The sequence below is a fragment of the Proteiniphilum sp. LBM24028 genome (assembly GCF_056629195.1).
This window is the reverse complement of the sequence record NZ_CM152817.1, coordinates 3,415,474-3,433,837: the sequence shown is the minus strand read 5'-3', so window position 1 is coordinate 3,433,837 and position 18,364 is coordinate 3,415,474. Positions and strand designations below refer to the sequence as shown.

Sequence of the window (18,364 nt, the reverse complement as noted above, 5' to 3'; positions counted from 1 at the left end):
GTTATTGTCTCCTTTTCTCCAATTCCATTGTAATAGCTTTCAAACCCTTTTCCGTTAACGGATAAAAATAGATGAATATAATCGAGAGAATACTACCAATAGCTGGAAAAATACTCATAAACATTTTAATTCCGCTGATGGTTTCCGCATTTTGCACCTGATTGGCTTCGAATCCAAAGTAAGCCAATAGCCAGCCTGTCACTGCAGTACCGATGGCCCATCCTAACTTCTGGCTCATAGACGAAGAGCTGAATATCAGTCCTGTTGCCCGATTGCCCGTTTTATATTCCGAATAATCAGCGCAATCAGCATACATAGACCACAATAAAGGGAAGATACTTCCTGCGCAAATACTGATAAACGCCTGAAGAATAAATATAAGAGCGATATTATGGTTATCCAGTCCATAGAAAATAATGCTGAGCACAGTGGCGATCGCCATCGCTCCCATATAGGTATACCGTTTACCGATCATGTTACTCACCGGTGCCGCAAGAATAACACCGAAAAGATTGGCTGCCTGTCCCAAAGCAAGATACAATCCGCTAAGGACAAATGGGATATTCAGAATATTAATCGTACCGAACATATCTTCCTCAACGTAATATTTGAAATAATAGATGGTTGCACCGTCACGAATGGAATTGAATATAAGGGCCGAAACACCTGCCCCCAGAAGAATCCACCACGGGCGGTTTCTTAGAAGGTCTTTCAAGTCGTCTTTCAATGGAGCCTGTTTTTCCCGGATAGGCTTTACACGTTCTCTGGTGAATGTAAAGCAGAGCAGGAACAAAACAGCACAGACAACGGCGATTACGATCACCGCCATAAACCAACCGCGTTGCTGATTCTCTACAACTTCACTGTTACCGCTAAAATAATTGACCATCGGCATAAACAGGAGTAATGTTACAAAACTTCCGATGTACGCGAAGGCCATACGGTAAGTGGAAAGCACATTCCTATCTTTTGGATCGGAACTCATCACACCCAATAGGGATGCATAGGGAACATTAATACCCGAGTACACGATCATCATCAGTGAATAGGTGATATATGCATATATGACCTTATCTACTGATGAGAAAGCCGGAGTAAAAAAGGTAAAGACCCCGATCACCGCGAACGGGATGGCTAAAAACAGCAGATAGGGCCTGAATTTACCCCATCTCGTTTCGGTACGGTCCGCGATAATACCGACCACAGGATCAAAGAATGAATCCCATACCCGTGTTATCAGGAACATCGTCCCCACTGCCGCCGCTTCCATTCCAAACACATCGGTATAGAAGAACAGGAGGTACATCCCAAACAACTTCCAGAACATCGACGATGCCGCATCGCCAAATCCGTATCCTATTTTTTCCTTGAATGTTATCATAAATAAAGTGTGATGGCCGAGCCAACGTCATGATGAGTGTATACTGGTGAACAGAATAAAGTGCCTTATTTTAATGCATTTAAAAGTTGAATATTGCGGTCAATTTGTCCATACAAAGCCTGTACCGACCTAAAGCTTAACAATTCGTCCTCGGGTGTTTTCAAACAATAGTCTACCAGGCGATCCACTGTAGAAGTGGCTACATGCATCCGAGTATCGGACGAAGCATAGTAGATAAACACGGTCCCGTCGTCATCAGCGATCCAGCCGTTGCTAAAAAGCACATTCGACACGTCACCCACTCTCTCCTCTCCTTCGGGAGCCATGAAATACCCTCCGGGTGAAGCAATCAGCCTCGAGGGGTCTTCGAGTGAAGTCATATATAAATATAATACATATCTCAGACCTGCAGCACATGCACGAACGCCGTGCGCCAGATGAAGCCATCCGTGTGATGTTTTGATGGGCGCCGGACCTTCTCCATTCTTTAGCTCTTTAATGGTATGATAATAACGTTGGTCCACGATTTTTTCATCGGTAATTACAGCCTTGTTCATATCATCCACCAACGCCCAGCCGATACCCAACCCGCTACCGGCATTAATAAAGCTATCCTGGGGTCGGGTGTACAGCGCGTATTTCCCATTAACGAACTCGGGGTGGAGTGCCACGTTACGTTGTTGGCTCTTGGACTCCACATCGGGTAGTCGCTCCCAATGGATCAGATCCTTGGTCCGCACGACCCCTGCGGATGCTTTTGCTTTCGACAAGTCTCCCGGTTCCGCCGTATCATCAAACCGTTCCACGCAGAATATCCCGTAAATCCATCCATCTTCATGAAGCGTCAGTCTCATATCATATACATTGGTAGCAGGATCATTGTTTTCGGGAATCAATACGGGGTAATTCCAGAAACGAAAATTATCGATACCGTTGGGGCTCTCGGCGATGGCGAAAAATGATTTCCGGTCGGCCCCTTCCACACGCACCATCAGGAGGTACTTTCCCTGCCATTTTATAGCCGCGGAGTTCATGGTCGCGTTAATTCCGATTCGCTCCATCATAAAAGGATTTGTTTCGGGGTCTAGGTCGTAACGCCAGAACGGCGGTGTATGAGCTGCCGTAAGTACCGGATTTTTATATCGCTCGTATATACCGTTCCCCGGTAATAAGGCTACATTTTCCAATGAAATCAATTGTTCGTATTTACTGTTAATTGCGTTTAGTCGTTCCTTAAAAAGCATGTTCATTGATTCTATTCACTTTATTATTAATTCTATTCTTTAAAGTCTCAGGCAGCCCATTAGTGAAACCCGGATAAAGTCTTTCAACTATCCGTATTGCTAAAAAAAACATCATCTAATTGTTACTCCTTCGGGCATTTTGTACATATCGGTCAGATCACTTTCAAACAATGTGAAAATATCTTTATAGAATTGTTTGAAATCGTCTGCCGAAGCATCTCCTGGGTAAGGACCATAGGCATGGCGTGGATTATCGTTACGCCAAGCAACCACCATACTTACCGGGTATTGTTTGAGTGGACGAAGTACATCCGACGTCCAGTAGTCTGACGTGTGATCATTCTCCAATCCTGTTTCTGTTACTCCTACTGGTTTACCCAGGTAAGACGACACCTGACAGATTGCTTCCAAATTTGAATAGAACGCATTCGCATTGCGCCCATGATAGCAATCCATGCCCAAGAAGTCCACGTAATCATCGCCTGGCCATCGATAAAGCAGGCGACCTTTCGGATTGTCGTACACTTCGTCCATTTGTGGCGAGATGGCATAAATAACATTATGTACCCCCCTTACATCACGTAGATAATTGACGATAAAACGCCAAAAAGCTATAAACTCTGCTTCGGTAGTGGCAGTTGACCCCCACCAGTTCCAGCTTTGTGTGTGTTCATGAAGCGGGCGGAAAATAACCGGTATGGGTCTTCCGTCATCATCTTTCATCGCATGAAGAGCGTCGGCCACTCCATCGAGTATCTTTTTATACTTCAGGTTCATTTCGCTCCCTTCGATAAGTATCTGATCAACTACTTTCGTATTATCCCATGATGTGCCAACGGGGTATTGCTTGTCGGGGCCTTCGGTTAAAGGATTGTTTTGATGCCATACCAGAATTGAAACACCTCCACGTTTATAGGTCTCCTTCACAAAATTAATCTTTGTATCATTTATGCGATGCATGTCAAGACTATACACAGCAGGATGGTCGCCCGTAAGGTCTTTCACATCGCTCCTGTCTTCATCTCCCCTCCAGCCGATGCCATATGACGGATAGTCGTGATGTCCGAACATAACACCCTGCCGGGCGATAAGATATAGGTTGGCATACAAAGCCTTTGTTTCGGGTGTAGCCTGCGGATCAACCATTGAAAGTTCTAAAGGCTGGTTCTTGAAAAGTTGTTGGGAAAAATCGTGCAATTGCTGGCGCCAAAACTCCCACTCGTGACCATATTCAGATTGATGAAATTCTTGTGTAATGCCACGACGATTTAAATCTGCCACAAAATCAACGTGACCATCGTAGCGGGGATCTTTCGTGCCACAGCTTATCCATAGCAGAGAAAGATTTTCATTCACAGTTCTTGCATCCAACGGCATGGTTGGAATATACTTGTCATAGTCAAACTTACCGTCACTTAATATCCCGGCACTAAACTGGCCGATGGCCGAGAAGGTATCCATATTGCGCAGGCCTATAACGAAAGCCTGTCCGCCTCCCATTGATAAACCTGCAATAGCTCTGTTTTCCTTATTCTTTTTTACTCTGTATCGGGATTCTATCAAGGGAATAACATCATTTATCAACTCATTCTCTAGCGTGCTCATTCCTTCCACAGTACTCCCTCCTGCCCATGAACCATCGGTAAACCCATTGGTCATTACCACCAACATGGGAGTTGCTTTTCCTTGAGCTATAAGGTTGTCGAGAATGATGTCGGCACGACCGTCTCTGATCCAACTACTTTCGTTATCACCACCTCCGTGACGAAGATAAAGTACAGGGAAAGTACGGTTTAGCTGACGTTTGTATTGTGCAGGTACATACACATACATATTGCGCGGTTTACGCAACGGGGTAGAAGTATAAGTCAGTCTGTGTACTTCGCCATGAGATACATCCTGCAATTCATCATACCGCGGAGTATTGCCATGAACCTCAACTATACTTCCGTACACCGAAGTTCCTGCTTTCACCAAGGGATTGGCAAAATCAACAGTATGCATTCCGTCTACTTCAAAAGTATACTGATATACCCGAGGGGACACAGGAGGAATGGTGACAGACCATATTCCGTTACTTTCATTACTCATAGGTATTGGCTTTACATCCCATTCGTCGAAGTGCAGATTTACTTCTTTCGATCCAGGAGCCTTGACCCTGAAAGTTATACTACCATCATCATGCACTACCGGCGAAAAAGGAGGCTCGACCGGTTTCCACCAATCCTCGGTTGAAAAGGTGTTTTTACCCGTCTGAGCTTCCGCCTGAAAGGCTGTAGAACTAAAAAGCAGAATAAAACAGAAAAGTATTTTGGTTAATAAATAAATTCTTTTATCCATCATTTATAAGTTTATGTATTAAGGCATCAGCGTAGAACGTGCGGCACGGTCGGGATCATTTTTTACTTCACAATTATCATTGAGAATCATGGTTTCACCATTTTGTTCAGTGTAACGCGGCCACATTGGCAATGAAATGCAATTAGGATTTCCTGTACGGGCAAAATTCAACAGAGCATCTGCCATGCGGTATGATAATGCACGTGGACGCACACCCCCTCCGGTATGGGTAAGCATCAGGTCTGTATTAAGAAACCAGAAACTGATATCTAAACAGTGGAAAGCTCGCATACGTCCGTCGAACAACGGCGGGCACCATCCGAACCAAGCCATATATACAGGAGAATTCTGTGCAAGCTTTAACTTAGCAGCCTCTACTACGGATAGGCGGTTGGAGTTGATCAAATTGAGTATCTCCACCGGTTTTGCCTCTGGGAAATTACGCGCGTATGCTTCAACAATAACATCAGAACGATCACCATAACGCTGCTTGATACGCTCGGCTACACCCGACAGACTGATTTGCTCAAGCGCTGAATCTGTACGACCTGGGTTCCATTCGTGGAAAGTAGTACAGAAAATAATTGGTACATCCGGAGCATTTCTATCCTGAAAGAATTCACCCGCAGGTAAATGAACGTTATCGGCTACCGGAGCAAAACCACCACGAGGCATTCCCAACGGCCCCTTTTCCTTTTCCATACGACTATAGGCCTGCTGTGCAATCTTTAGGTAATCGGCCCACGGCATGTCTTGCAAACGATCTATATTACGAGGTGAAAGATTTGCTTCTTTAAGAATATAACGACCCAGTTCACGGCTGTAGTCTTGATTATTGGCAGAGGTAGCAGATCCACTGAGTGAAACAGCTTTATGTGCCAAATGCTTTACCGCAGGCATGGTTGCCAACATGCATACTTTTGCACCACCCCCTGATTGTCCGATAATAGTAACATTGCCGGGATCACCTCCGAAGTTGGCGATGTTATCATGTATCCACTGAAGCGCTGCTACTATATCCAGTAGTCCCACATTACCCGAATCCCTATATTTCTCACCTCCCACTCCTGATAAATCAGAAAAGCCAAAAACATTCAGACGATGATTAATAGAGCAATATACTACATCTCCATAGCGAGTAATATTTTCCCCGTTATAACCATCTTGCTCAATACCATTACCACGAGAAAATCCGCCCCCGTGAAGCCATACTATCACCGGGCGTTTTTTATCATCAGAAAGTGACGGAGTCCATATGTTAAGAGCCAGGCAGTCTTCACTCAACTCATCGTAGTTCCAGTGATCTACAAACATGTCGTAAGATGTGGAGGCACGACTGTAAACATCCTGCGGAGAAGAATTAGCATAAAACACCGCAGGGCGGATACCTGCCCATGATTCACGTTTGTGTGGGGGCATAAAACGATTTTTACCACTTGTATCTGCAGCATAAGGAATACCGAGAAAAGTATAAATACCTCGCATTACATATCCTTTTACTTTGCCGTATTCCGTATCAGCGATGGCAATATCGTCACCAATCTGTACCTGAGGAATATCTAAGTTATAATTATGCTGATTATTTTTGAACTGAGCAGAACAGGTATCCTGTTCATTGCAAAATACAGCATGAGGTTTAACACTTAACAGTGTTACACCCGGAGCTATATTTTGTATAAATTTTCTTCTATCCATCTCCTTTTACTTTAATCCTATCACCAAATGTATGTACCTACAGAACCCGATGCAAGCCTAAGATTGGCAAACATGCCATTGTGCTGTATTTTTACATTTTGTACCGACCATGAATCATTTGCCACAATCAAAACGATTTTACCTTCAGGTGTTTTAAAAGCGACATTGGGAAGCACATTGCTGTGCTCAACCAGCGTAGCACGACGCACCTCGGCACGTTCTTCATCCTCTGTTATATCTACACCCTGATCAAATGGGTGGGTAGAATATATTCGCACAGATCCGGGACTGACAAACTTTGAAGCATGTGCAATAGTATAGTAAGCAATATTACGGGTTATTTTATCACCATCAATTGTAATAGCCCCCTGACACATGGAACAGCCACCGTTATCGGTATGTGGATCATTTAGCGGATCGGCTGCAAAATTCCATAGCACAGCGTTCTTACTCCAATTGCGTGTCACATCGATGATGAGTCTTTTAACCGAAGAAGCAATATTGATTTCGGAACTTCCCGGGCGTTCCGTAAGCATTTGCTCAGTAAAGTATATATTCTTATCTGGCCTTGCCATATGAACGGTACCCATACCACTCATGTAACCCCTATAGTGGTGGAAAGCAGATCCATCTATATATTTTGCTGTTTCAGGATCGCTCAAAACTGCCAAAGGATAATCAGGACGATCACAGTTATGATCGAAAATGACAATCTTTGTCTTTAGTCCAGCCTCATGAAAGGCAGGGCCGAGGTGATCACGCACAAACTCGTTGTGCTCCTGCCAATACCAAGGCATACTTGGCGTATTCCGTGAATTGAGCGGTTCATTTTGTATCGTGACGGCATCAATGTGAATTCCTACTTTAGCCATCTCCTGTACATACTTCACAAAATATTGCGCATAAACGCTGTAATACTCCTTCTTTAGCGCTCCCCCCCTAACATTGCCGCTGGTTTTCATCCATACCGGAGCCGACCAGGGAGAAGACATTATCTTGATGTCGGGTACGATCTTTAGTATCTCCCTCATAATTGGGATAATGTCTTCCAGGTCGTGACTCAAACTGAAATTCTTAAGTTCAATATCCTTTTTGCCTTCCGGAAGATCATTATATGAGTATACGAAATTATTTAAGTCTGAGGCACCCAATGTAAGTCGTATATAGCTAAATCCCACATTATTGCTGTCATTAGCAAACATCTCCCGCAGAATCTGAGTGCGTGCAGTCGGTGTCATGCGATTGAGATGAAAAGCGCTTCCTTCTGTAAGAGCGAATCCAAATCCATCTATTGACTGGTATTGCTGCCGGTCGTCAATGACAATAGGGAGCCCGCGACCATTTTCATGGCCAAAAACAATTTTATCAGGTTGGCAACTAAACAAAGATGATCTGTCGGCATTTGTCACCCATGCTTCAATAACAGGTGCTTCAACCACCTGTGCAAACAAAGTTAAGGATGTAGCCCATAGGCAGAATATCAGAAATATATGTTTCATTTATTTAATTTTTATCGCTTTTTCTTACAACTGATTACCTAGAAAGAAGCGTATTTATTGAGGCGTAAGAATGTAAACTATCTCACAAGCAGACCCAAGGACTTCTCCCTTTAATGTAATCTTCCCTTCTGACTCTTCCACATTCTTCATCTCGTAATAAACCCTTGTTGTAGGTTCAAAACTTTCTCCTTTATACTTATTATTTAAACCGGGCAGATCAATTTCTACATCAGTTATGGCAGTAGTATTATTTGGATTGAAGAGGTATACATAAACCTCATTTCCGCATCTCACTCCAAAAGACTGCAAATCAACGGCCTTTACCGTGACAGATATAAATTCACCTTTCCCTGCATCTATCATACGATCGTTAATCTCCCGGACACCTCTGAAATAAGGAATCAGACGCCGAGCCTCAAAATATTCCCACCACCAACTCATAGGTGTAACCGGGGTTGGAGAGAAAATTCCATACCACAACCCACGTTTGAAGTCAATATCCATTTCGTGTGAGAAATCGTCAAAGCACTTCGACCAGTCCCATTCACGTCCAAATTCACCAATAATGTATGGCTTTTCGAATTCAGTTACATACTTACTGATTTCTGAGGGAATGACTGTAGTGTTGTTGTAGATATGCTTCTGATTAATGTCAATATTTTCAACGGAGTTTAGTCCTTCAAGATCACGATGTGAAATGCTGGTTGTAACAATGTGATTATATGGATCCAGTTGCTTCAGGTAAGTGCTCATTTCATCATGCCAGGAAACAATATCCTCAGAAGGTATGGGATTTTTTGAATTTCGGAATTGAATATTGTCAATTTCATTAAAAAACTCCCACATTGCAATATTTGGACTGTATCCCCATCTTGCAACAATATACCTCAATCTGTTTTTGTAACGTTCCTTGGATACTTTTGAAATGAAGAAGTTATGGTCTGCAGCAACATCACCTTGCCCCATACAAAGCATTACATACACAGCCTCATCTTGACATAAATCAACAAACTGATCTAACTTCTTTACAGCACTTGGATTAAAATATTCATTTGAAGGAGTATAACGATTATTATTAAAATTGTCCTTCCTATCAATAGGAAAATTCCAGGAACACATCCATACACGACAGAAGTTGCCTCCATTTTCAGAAAACAGTGGAACCAAATAATTGTAATTGTACCTATCGTGAATTTCGTGGAGATTCTTGAAATATTTAGAATCATCATTGATCCTTGACTCCCAACAAAGACTAAAACCTACACCTCTGAAAAGATCGCCATTATCAAACATCAGCGACCAGTTGTCTCTCACTTTAAGAAAACCTTTCAACTTAGATTGCGCAGAATAGAAATATTTTTTTTTAGAAAGATCCTTTCTTTTTCCTTTTTCTGTCAATTGAAATTGGTATTGGTACAGTCCAATCTCGCTCGGCGTAAACCTTGCCATCCATGTTGAAACTTTACCACTTTCGCCAGACTCATAGAAACAGGGAATTACTAAATTCTTGCCGTTTGGTGTAGTAACCAACATGTCAAGAGTAATCTCCTCTTGTAAGTAAGGATTATCCCATGCCCCTTTAAGCTCAATTAAAAAATCTGAACGATCATATTGACTGACTGATTTTGTAAGTGGATCGATTTTAACTATTTGAGCTTGTGATCCTATCGTAAAAGATAGAATGACCAGGGTTATAAAAATATTTCTTTTCATTTTCGAATTGTTCAGTTTATTTAAATAAATATCTATCGCTATATCTGAAAGTTATTTAAAAAAACCTCTGATTTTCTCCACATCTATTACAACATTTACTTTTGTCCCCTTTTCTGCTAATTCATAATTAGAAGGATTGGAAATCTCAATTGTCAACACCAATGTTTGATTATTAAAAGCTTCCGACTTTAATGCTGTGGCATCCACTGAAAGATAAAACACTTCACCTGTTTTATCAGAACCTACACTCACAGTATTAGGTAAAGTAAATATTGATTCCGGAAGAGCTATCCCATTTAAAGATGTCAAAACTTCGTTTGAAGGAGTGTACGACTTAACATCAACGCTATAAGATTCGCTGCGTAAGCTTCCGGAGCGTAGGACGCCCATGATTATTTTTACTTTATTATCTTCAATCTTGAAATTATAATTGTTTTCTTCACCTCCTGCCGGGACTAGATAATTATTGTCTATACCACCCGATATCATTGATTGAGGAATATAAATATAGGTGTACCCAAATTCAGTAAATCCATCTCCTTTTGCACATCCTAGTAATACTAGCAATAGAAGTAATATAATCGATTTGTAATTCATGATTTTTTCAATTTTATTAATATCCATCATTTTGTTTAAGTGTACCTTTAGAGTTTACTATCTCAGAGCGCAGGAATGGTAAGTAATAATTTCTCTCTTGAAACTTACGTTCTGCAACTTCATATTCGATATAATCTAAACTCGTTCCGTTTTTTTCAACTTTTACACCAATTATTGGTTCATTCAACACTTGCATTGCATCTTTCCATCGTAAAAGATCCCAATAACGATGATCTTCAAAAGCCAATTCAACTCTGCGCTCATGTTTTACAGCCTGTCTGAAGCTCTCTTTGGAAGAAGCCGGAACTTCAGGCAAATCGACACTTGCCCTGTTTCTCACCATATTTAAAGCTTCCAAAGCAGAAAGTTTATACCCTTCAGGAATGGCTGTCGGCCCAAATGCTTCGTTCATAGCTTCAGCATAATTAAGTAATATTTCCCCATACCTGAATGTTATCCAGTTATGCTGCGCAGTTTGTCCTTGAATCAGATTCAAATCATCTGTAAGGAATTTTCTTAGATAATAACCAGTTCTACTCGAATTAGCATTTGACATATCATCTGCTCCTCCGGTATATTGATTTATTGTTCTACCGTTCCAAGTACTGCCATTTGTTACAATTGAAGCATGCAAGCGTGGATCTCTATTTGCATAGGGATCATTTGGATCCGGTTCAGATATATACTCATAAGCCGAAACCAAGTTATGTGATGGAGTCACACCACTATATCCGCCTGGTGTTGCAATTGGATAGTTATTTACCTCCATAGTGTTCGAAACACCTCTTCTTACCGCATAAATGGTTTCACGACTTGATAAAGAATTAGCACCTACAAAATAAGTTCGATAATCCGGATGCAAACTATATTCTAATTCATCGCTATCTATCAGGTCGTTGGCTGCAATAGCTGCTTTAATCCATTTATCAGTGTTACCTTCGGAATTATGCAGCGGACTAGCAGCATATAGCAATACTCTTGATTTTATAGCCAGAGCAACTCCCAGTGTAAAACGGCCCTCACGGTCTGCATATTGATCCCAATTAACTGCTAAATCAGCACTATAATTATCAATTTCTTTGACAATATAATCTACTACCTCTTCATAACTTGATCTTGGTATTTTTTCATTTTCTGAATTTTCAATTGTCTCTTCTATGATTGGAACACCTCCATACATTTTTATCAATTCAGCGTAGTAATAAGCCTTAGCAATATGAGCTTCGGCAATATACCAATTCAATGATTGCACGTCTCTCATATAGGAATAAATGTCAGTCTCCACGTTTCGATTCAGCTTTAGCAAATCTTCGCCTTTACCATCTCTCACGTAATTCAAAAAATAGTTTGCAGCACGAATCCCTTCATAACAATTTTGATATTGATAAAATAGCGGATTCGTACCTTCATTTAAAATCCCTTTATTAAAATAAAGGACATTACTTGAGACAGATGTTTGTTGAGCTTCATCTGAAGCTGACGCGAATATATTGTTATCTATTGTAGAAAAGCCATAAGAAATTGGTGAATAAAATGCATTTCCCAAACTCCACAAGGTGCCACGATTGGTTGCAATTGTTTCGGAAGTAGCATTTCGGTCCAGGCTAGTATTGAGAAAATCATCACATCCCCCGATCAATAAGATTAGCAGTAATGCTGTAAATATTTTTTTCATATATTTTAATAACATATCAATGATTATTTAAACGTTAAAATGTAAATGAAATACCTGCATTAAAAGACTTAATTGAAGGGTAGCCGCCATAAATACTTTCCGGATCCATCTTGTATTCATCTAATAACTTACTCCATGTAAATGGATTTACAACATTCACAAAAATCCTTAGTTTCTCTACATTTTCGAGATTCAAAGAATTATTTAATGCAAAATCATATCCAAGTTCAATATTGCGGATTTTTAAATAGTCTCTATCTTTAATCCAGAATGAACTTCCCCTATAATTGTTTGCATTACTTTGGGTAGTAAGCCTGGGATATTTAGCAGTACTCCTAGTATCAACATTTTGGCTGGGATAATAAGCCCATGCATCTTCTGCAATAGGGAACACAGTTCTATTATCTACAAAAGCAACTGTCTGGTTCCAATTTTCGAGCAAGTTTACAGATGCTCCGGCTATACCTTGAAACAAAATATTAAAATCGAAACCTTTATAATTGATAGCACCTCCAAAACTATAGGTCCATTCAGGGAAAATAGATTTACCAATCTGAGTAACATCATTTTGATCTATAACTCCATTATCATCTAAGTCTACATACCTGATATCTCCAGGTTGAACATTTCCAAATGCAGGTGTAGGAATTCCTTCAACCAGTGATCCATCATCGTTGAAGTCAGCAACATCATAAAAACCATCAGCTTCTAACCCGATAAATGTTCCAAAAGGACGGCCTGTTTTTGCGTTATACTCATGAGCCGGAGCTACTTCAGCCATATAATCAATATTATTGGTGTTATAGGACAGCATACCGCTCAGCGAGTAATTGAAATCGCCAAAATTGTCTTGCCAAATTCCGGTCAACTCAAGTCCTTTACTGATCATCTTTCCTATATTAGAAAAGTAATAATTATTGCCATAATAATTCATTATTGAATTATCGAGGGTAAGGATATCAGTTCGTATATCCAAATACACATCGGCTATTAAATTTAGCTTTCCTAATAAACTCAAGTCCAAACCTAAATCATATTTGGTGCTTTTTTCTGCATGGGCGTCCGGATTGGGCATAAACATAGGTACTAAAGTGTTTTGCCAGGTTCCTGAAGAAGCTCCGGTATAAAACGACCCAACATAACTTGATGTAAAGTACTCTTTAAACAAGAATCGCCCATTGGAAGAGAAAGCATCCAGTGCTTCTGTTGCATTTGAATCAGAAAAACCCGAACGACCTACCGAAGCCCTGATTTTCAGGAAATCAACACAGTCTGCATCTTTCAATAAATCTTCATTCGAAACAATCCATGCTCCTGAAATGGCTGGATAAAACGCCCACCTGTTAGCAGGTGCATAAGCATCATTACCAAAGTATGAAAACGATAGATTCCCAATATATCTGTTATCATATCCGTAGTTAATATTCCCATTATAATTTATGTAATTATATTTATAGGAAAAATAACCGTCGCCATTAAAAGCCGATGTATTCAAATTGGCTGAGGCAGATATGGCATGTTTATTAAAAGTCTGATCATATCCAACAGTTAATTGGCTTTGTTTCCAGTCCTCCATAGCAGCAGAACCATACCCGCTAGCCCTAATAGAAGTTGTTTCATCGGTAGTCGTTGTTACTCCATTGTGGTATCGTGCGTAATTTTTAGTTTTGCTATATGTACTTAGTGTATAGGTGATAAATATCAGTACATCGTTGACACTTTTGTATCATCAGATCGTTGACAATTTAATTGTCTAACTGTATCATCAGTTCGTTGACAAATAATAAAAGTGTTCTTTGAAATATTGCATACTTTGCTATCAAAAAAATTATGGATAGCGAAGAAAAATTAAGACAAGATGCAGTGAATCTGTTTCTCAAAAAGGAATCTATCAGTAAGATAGCATCAAGCCTCTCGAGAAGCCGCCAATGGGTCTACAAATGGATCTCAAGATATGAGAACAACCCCTCTCTCGATTGGTACAAGAATGAGTCAACAGCACCCAAGGTACAATTGAAACGTTTACCATTAGATGTTGAGCAATCCATTGTAGAAGCAAGAAAGCGTCTTTCTTCTAATCCTTATTCACAGAACGGGGCAATCAGCATTCTCTACGAACTGAAACGGTTAGGAATAACCACCCCCTCTGTCGCAACCATTAACAGGGTTTTGAAGAAGAAGGATCTGATAAGAAAAAAGAAAACTTCAACAGGCACCTTCAAAGAGTATCCGATTCACTATCATGATGTTCAGCAAATGGACTTGATTGGTCCCCGGTATCTGAAAGGTGGTTTTAAGTTTTACATTTTCACCATTATAGATAAAAATAACCATCTTGCAGGAGTATATCCCATAACCAATAAATCGGCAAATGTTATAGTGCCTTGTCTGGTTGATTTTTGGATCCTGTATCAGATGCCGGACTATCTTCAAATGGATAACGAGTTATCTTTCAGAGGTAGCAACCGGCATCCCAGAGGGTTGGGACTTCTATTAAGGACGGCTATCAGTAATGGCGTGACTCCGCTTTTCATACCCCCAGCCGAACCCTGGAGAAACGGGGTTGTAGAAAAGTTCAATGAAAGAGTGCAGAATCACTTCCTTTCTACTTACTTTTCCTCTCTGGAAGAAATGCAGGTAAAAGCGATGGAGTTCTCAGCCTTTCACAATGCCGAACACAGGTACTCATCGCAAAACAACAAATCTCCAAATGAGATGCTCCAAGAGATGAAATACCTGGCTAAGCTCAAAAGAGGGATAGACCTGAGTAAAAAACCAGTAATCGAAGAAGGTCAGCTGATCTTTGTCCGATTCATCAGGAGTGACTTGAAGCTTCATCTTTTGAATAGCACCTTTGAAGTGTCAGAGAAACTCGTCTACTCTTATGTGGAAGCGATCGTCCAAATTGATAAACATCTTTTGATCGTCAAACACAAAGAAATGATTTATCACTACTTTGAATTTGTGATGCCCTTGTCTTAAAAATATGCAATATGTCAATGATCTCTTGATATATGACCTTCCTTAGAAGGCCCAAACCCTATAGGGTTTGTAAACGAGGTGATGATACGTCTAAGAAACTTAGAACTGTCAACGAAGTGATGATATGTAACATATAGGCATTAAAAGAAAACGCCTCTTTCAAATATAACCCTGGCAGTAAAAAATCTAGTTTTTCTTTCAATGAGAAATTTCCTTGTAAGATACGTGATTGATTTGATGCCCAGCCCAGGCCTTTAATTGAACCCACTGGGTTATTTTTGTGATTGGCTGTTCCAGAGTAGTGATAACCAAGTTCGTCATCAAAAACATTGTAAACATTGGAAGGATAATGAGATAATACATTCATTAAATTTGAAACTTCAAAATTGGGACGTCTACGTTGCTCGATTCTTCCTCCTAAATCAACACGTGCTTCAAATATTTCGAACATTTCAAAATCAAGATTTGTCCTGAGATTGTATCTGGCGTATCTTAAGTTTGAAGTCGAATCAGTATTATTTACTTTAAATAAACCTTGGTGATCAACATAACCTAGTGTAACATTATACCGGGCTTTTTCGCTTCCACCATTAAATGTTATATCTCCATCTACATAACTACCCGATTTACGTAGCACTTCGTCATACCAGTCTATATCTATGCCTTGACCCGATTTGTATGCATCTAACTGAGTTTGCGAGTAAAAAGGAGTCCATGCCTGATTATCATTACTAATTGCATGATTATATAAAGAGGCATGACCGTAAGAATTTAAAGGCTTATTAATTGCTACAGGTGTCTGCGAGCCATATCTTAATTGAGCTGTAACTTTGGAAGGTCCAATATTACCTCTCTTTGTTTCAATCCAAATAATACCATTAGCTCCTCTTTCACCAAAAGTGGTTAATGAAGCAGCATCTTTCAGCACCGAAATACTTTCAATTTCAACTGCGGAAAGGTAAGTCATATAGTTACTATTAACTTCAAAACCGTCAACAAAAATCTTTGCAACGTTAAATCCGCCACTTCCATAACTGCCAATTCCACGAATCAACCATTGAGCATTGTTATTACCTACTTCACCTGTTCCTTGAATTAATGTAAATCCAGATAGCAATCCTGGCAAAGTGTTTGTCAAGTTTGAGGCAGGTGTTTGGTAAAGTTTATCCCCACCAACACTTGAAACTGCCGATGTGCTCACATTAAGCTGTAGTGGCATGTTCATATCAGAAACTAACTTCATTACAGGTAAAGAGTCTACTTCAATCTTTGAATATTGAGCAAAAGCAGACATCTCAATCAAAAAGAGAAAAAGCGTGATCAAGATTCCTCGAAAAATATTAAATTTTCTCATATTTATTACTTTCATATCTTTAAAACAAACTCTATTGTATTAATATCCAGGATTCTGAACAATTACCCCTTTATTTACTTCAACTTGAGGAATTGGTTCAAGGAACATCATAGGACTCCAAAAAGCGAAGTATGATTCTGAATCCCAATAAAACTCAAGATTAACAGCCAGATTGTAACTACCACTTGAATTACTCTTTACTTTAAATTGTAACTCACGCATACTTCCCCCAATAATTCCGTTTGCAATATCTTTGTGTTTCCAGTGCTTCACATCATAATACCTATGATTTTCGTTGTAAAACTCTATTGCCTTTTCTCGTTGTATAACCCCTCTTAATTCAGCCTTGTCTGTTTCAGTAATAGAGGGTAAGCCAGCTCTGTTACGGACCATGTTGAGGTTTTCAAGTGCTTTAGTGGAATTACCTGTTTCATTGTAAGCTTCTGCCAGATTCAGATATGTTTCAGCAAGTCTGAACAATGGAGGTTCAAACCAAATCCTTGATCCTGCTTTGTAATAAAACTTCACTACACTACCGCAGCCTTTACCGGTACTTACCGGATTAGGAAAATTATTCTCTTTTGCAATATTAGCAGTATTGCGCCCCCACCCTTGAGAGCTATAATTATACACACCCGGATTATTATAAGCGTCGAATCCCGGGAATATATTGTCTGCCAGACACCGTGCTTCCATTGTTGGAATTCTTTCCAGCCAATCCTCTGCACTTCTTGGAGATGAGTCTCCTACTTTAGGCCAATCCTGCTCTGTACCATCATTTTTGTAATAAAGCTCAAGAAAGTTTGTCAAAAGTCCAACCAAGTCTGTATCCCATCTATTGTTACTCCAGTTAGCTGACATATTCATGTAATAGAAAATCGCGCTTCCCGGCCATTCATATTGATTGGTTGAGTTACACTTGTAGGCTAAAAGAACTTCTCTATTAGATGGAGTAGATGTTGCAGTGCCATAATCAGCCAAAGCATTTGGATTTGGTTGCCCCTTAATTGCACCACCGGTGTTAATCAATTCGTAACCATTTGAATTCGCCCATGACAATACAGCCTCATTAGCTTGAATCGCATCATCCCATCGAGTAGCGCTTTCATTACCAAAACATATCAGCTCATTGTTTTCACCATTATCTAAATAAGGTGTACTACTGTTAAAAAGAGGCCTTGCCGCATACATTAATGCTCTCGCTTTTATAGCAAGTACTGCACCTCTTGTTAATCTACCTGTTTTATCATCGCTCCATTTACCTTCCGGTAAGCCATTATATGCTTCATCACATAGTTCCAGTATATAATCGAGTGTAACCTGAAGATCTTCTCTTGGCATATTTAAGTCATCGGTAACTTCTAAAGATTTGCGTACAATGGGTAAGCCTCCATAACGATAAAACATTCCCATATATCTGTAAGCAATCAAACCAATTGCTTCAGCTTTTATGTGCTCTTTCGTTGCATCGCTCATATCCGGCACCAGGTCAATGTTTTCTTTTACTAGAAAGCATGCTCTAATGTTACTCCAATTGTTGTTATAGTTATCAGCACCGGCATCTGATCCATCGGTACCATTCACGGTTAAACCTGTTAAAGCAATATTATATGTACCATGCCACGAATATCCATAAGAGCGCTCACCACTAATCGATGCCAATGCTCCATGGCCAACTCCCCAACCTCCGGGCCAGCCATGCAATAGAATATTTCGGTAACAGGAGAAAAGAGCAGCTTCCGCATTTTTCGTAGAACTATAAACCTCTTCCAAGTCGACAGTTCCAGTAGTATCAGGTTTTTCAAGGAAAAAATCCTCACATGCTGTTATGAATGAAAAACCTATTATTAAAAGTATTATTCCTATTTTTCTCATAAAAATAAA

Annotated in this window: 12 protein-coding genes; 1 reads left to right on the top strand and 11 read right to left on the bottom strand. The window is 40.1% G+C overall.

Features of this window, described 5'->3' with window-relative positions; translation table 11 throughout:
* Position 1: 1 nt before the first annotated feature.
* The 9 genes from AC1HCU_RS13770 to AC1HCU_RS13730 form a co-directional block, all read right to left on the bottom strand.
* Entirely contained in the window at positions 2-1,381 is a 1,380-nt protein-coding gene (locus AC1HCU_RS13770; protein ID WP_480366820.1) for an MFS transporter, read from the bottom strand.
* Positions 1,382-1,446: 65 nt separating this feature from the next.
* Positions 1,447-2,625, bottom strand: coding sequence for a glycoside hydrolase family 130 protein (locus tag AC1HCU_RS13765; protein ID WP_480371220.1), 1,179 nt, complete (start codon positions 2,623-2,625; stop codon positions 1,447-1,449).
* 111 nt (positions 2,626-2,736) lie between these two features.
* Positions 2,737-4,968 carry a glycosyl hydrolase gene (locus AC1HCU_RS13760; protein WP_480366818.1) on the bottom strand — a complete coding sequence of 744 codons (2,232 nt, stop codon included), beginning with the start codon at positions 4,966-4,968 and terminating at the stop codon, positions 2,737-2,739.
* A gap of 15 nt (positions 4,969-4,983) precedes the next feature.
* Entirely contained in the window at positions 4,984-6,660 is a 1,677-nt protein-coding gene (locus tag AC1HCU_RS13755) for a carboxylesterase/lipase family protein (RefSeq protein ID WP_480366816.1), read from the bottom strand.
* A 20-nt stretch (positions 6,661-6,680) separates the two neighbouring features.
* Entirely contained in the window at positions 6,681-8,159 is a 1,479-nt protein-coding gene (locus AC1HCU_RS13750; protein WP_480366814.1) for a glycoside hydrolase family 30 protein, read from the bottom strand.
* A 54-nt stretch (positions 8,160-8,213) separates the two neighbouring features.
* Positions 8,214-9,872 carry a cellulase family glycosylhydrolase gene (locus tag AC1HCU_RS13745; RefSeq protein WP_480366812.1) on the bottom strand — a complete coding sequence of 553 codons (1,659 nt, stop codon included), beginning with the start codon at positions 9,870-9,872 and terminating at the stop codon, positions 8,214-8,216.
* Positions 9,873-9,923: 51 nt separating this feature from the next.
* On the bottom strand, positions 9,924-10,499 hold the full coding sequence (locus AC1HCU_RS13740) for a hypothetical protein (protein WP_480366810.1): 576 nt from the start codon (positions 10,497-10,499) through the stop codon (positions 9,924-9,926).
* Positions 10,486-12,144 carry a RagB/SusD family nutrient uptake outer membrane protein gene (locus AC1HCU_RS13735; protein WP_480366808.1) on the bottom strand — a complete coding sequence of 553 codons (1,659 nt, stop codon included), beginning with the start codon at positions 12,142-12,144 and terminating at the stop codon, positions 10,486-10,488. Before AC1HCU_RS13735 ends, AC1HCU_RS13740 begins: the two co-directional genes overlap by 14 nt.
* Positions 12,145-12,178: 34 nt before the next feature.
* On the bottom strand, positions 12,179-13,720 hold the full coding sequence (locus tag AC1HCU_RS13730) for a TonB-dependent receptor domain-containing protein (protein ID WP_480366806.1): 1,542 nt from the start codon (positions 13,718-13,720) through the stop codon (positions 12,179-12,181).
* Positions 13,721-13,974: 254 nt separating this feature from the next.
* Between AC1HCU_RS13730 and AC1HCU_RS13725 the strand changes: the two genes are divergently transcribed.
* The gene (locus AC1HCU_RS13725; protein ID WP_480366261.1) at positions 13,975-15,126 is read left to right on the top strand and encodes an integrase core domain-containing protein; all 1,152 of its coding nucleotides are present in this window, start codon (positions 13,975-13,977) and stop codon (positions 15,124-15,126) included.
* A gap of 58 nt (positions 15,127-15,184) precedes the next feature.
* Here the strand turns inward: AC1HCU_RS13725 and AC1HCU_RS13720 are convergent, their stop codons facing one another.
* The gene (locus tag AC1HCU_RS13720) at positions 15,185-16,480 is read right to left on the bottom strand and encodes a TonB-dependent receptor plug domain-containing protein (protein ID WP_480366804.1); all 1,296 of its coding nucleotides are present in this window, start codon (positions 16,478-16,480) and stop codon (positions 15,185-15,187) included.
* Positions 16,481-16,519: 39 nt separating this feature from the next.
* Entirely contained in the window at positions 16,520-18,355 is a 1,836-nt protein-coding gene (locus AC1HCU_RS13715) for a RagB/SusD family nutrient uptake outer membrane protein (RefSeq protein WP_480366802.1), read from the bottom strand.
* Positions 18,356-18,364: the final 9 nt, after the last annotated feature.

Bases quoted from the DNA above. Each gene is read 5' to 3' on its own strand.
- AC1HCU_RS13770 (WP_480366820.1), bottom strand. From the start codon at position 1,381: ATGATAACATTCAAGGAAAAAATAGGATACGGATTTGGCGATGCGGCA.
- AC1HCU_RS13765 (WP_480371220.1), bottom strand. From the start codon at position 2,625: ATGCTTTTTAAGGAACGACTAAACGCAATTAACAGTAAATACGAACAA.
- AC1HCU_RS13760 (WP_480366818.1), bottom strand. From the start codon at position 4,968: ATGATGGATAAAAGAATTTATTTATTAACCAAAATACTTTTCTGTTTT.
- AC1HCU_RS13755 (WP_480366816.1), bottom strand. From the start codon at position 6,660: ATGGATAGAAGAAAATTTATACAAAATATAGCTCCGGGTGTAACACTG.
- AC1HCU_RS13750 (WP_480366814.1), bottom strand. From the start codon at position 8,159: ATGAAACATATATTTCTGATATTCTGCCTATGGGCTACATCCTTAACT.
- AC1HCU_RS13745 (WP_480366812.1), bottom strand. From the start codon at position 9,872: ATGAAAAGAAATATTTTTATAACCCTGGTCATTCTATCTTTTACGATA.
- AC1HCU_RS13740 (WP_480366810.1), bottom strand. From the start codon at position 10,499: ATGATGGATATTAATAAAATTGAAAAAATCATGAATTACAAATCGATT.
- AC1HCU_RS13735 (WP_480366808.1), bottom strand. From the start codon at position 12,144: ATGAAAAAAATATTTACAGCATTACTGCTAATCTTATTGATCGGGGGA.
- AC1HCU_RS13730 (WP_480366806.1), bottom strand. From the start codon at position 13,720: ATGGAGGACTGGAAACAAAGCCAATTAACTGTTGGATATGATCAGACT.
- AC1HCU_RS13725 (WP_480366261.1), top strand. From the start codon at position 13,975: ATGGATAGCGAAGAAAAATTAAGACAAGATGCAGTGAATCTGTTTCTC.
- AC1HCU_RS13720 (WP_480366804.1), bottom strand. From the start codon at position 16,480: ATGAGAAAATTTAATATTTTTCGAGGAATCTTGATCACGCTTTTTCTC.
- AC1HCU_RS13715 (WP_480366802.1), bottom strand. From the start codon at position 18,355: ATGAGAAAAATAGGAATAATACTTTTAATAATAGGTTTTTCATTCATA.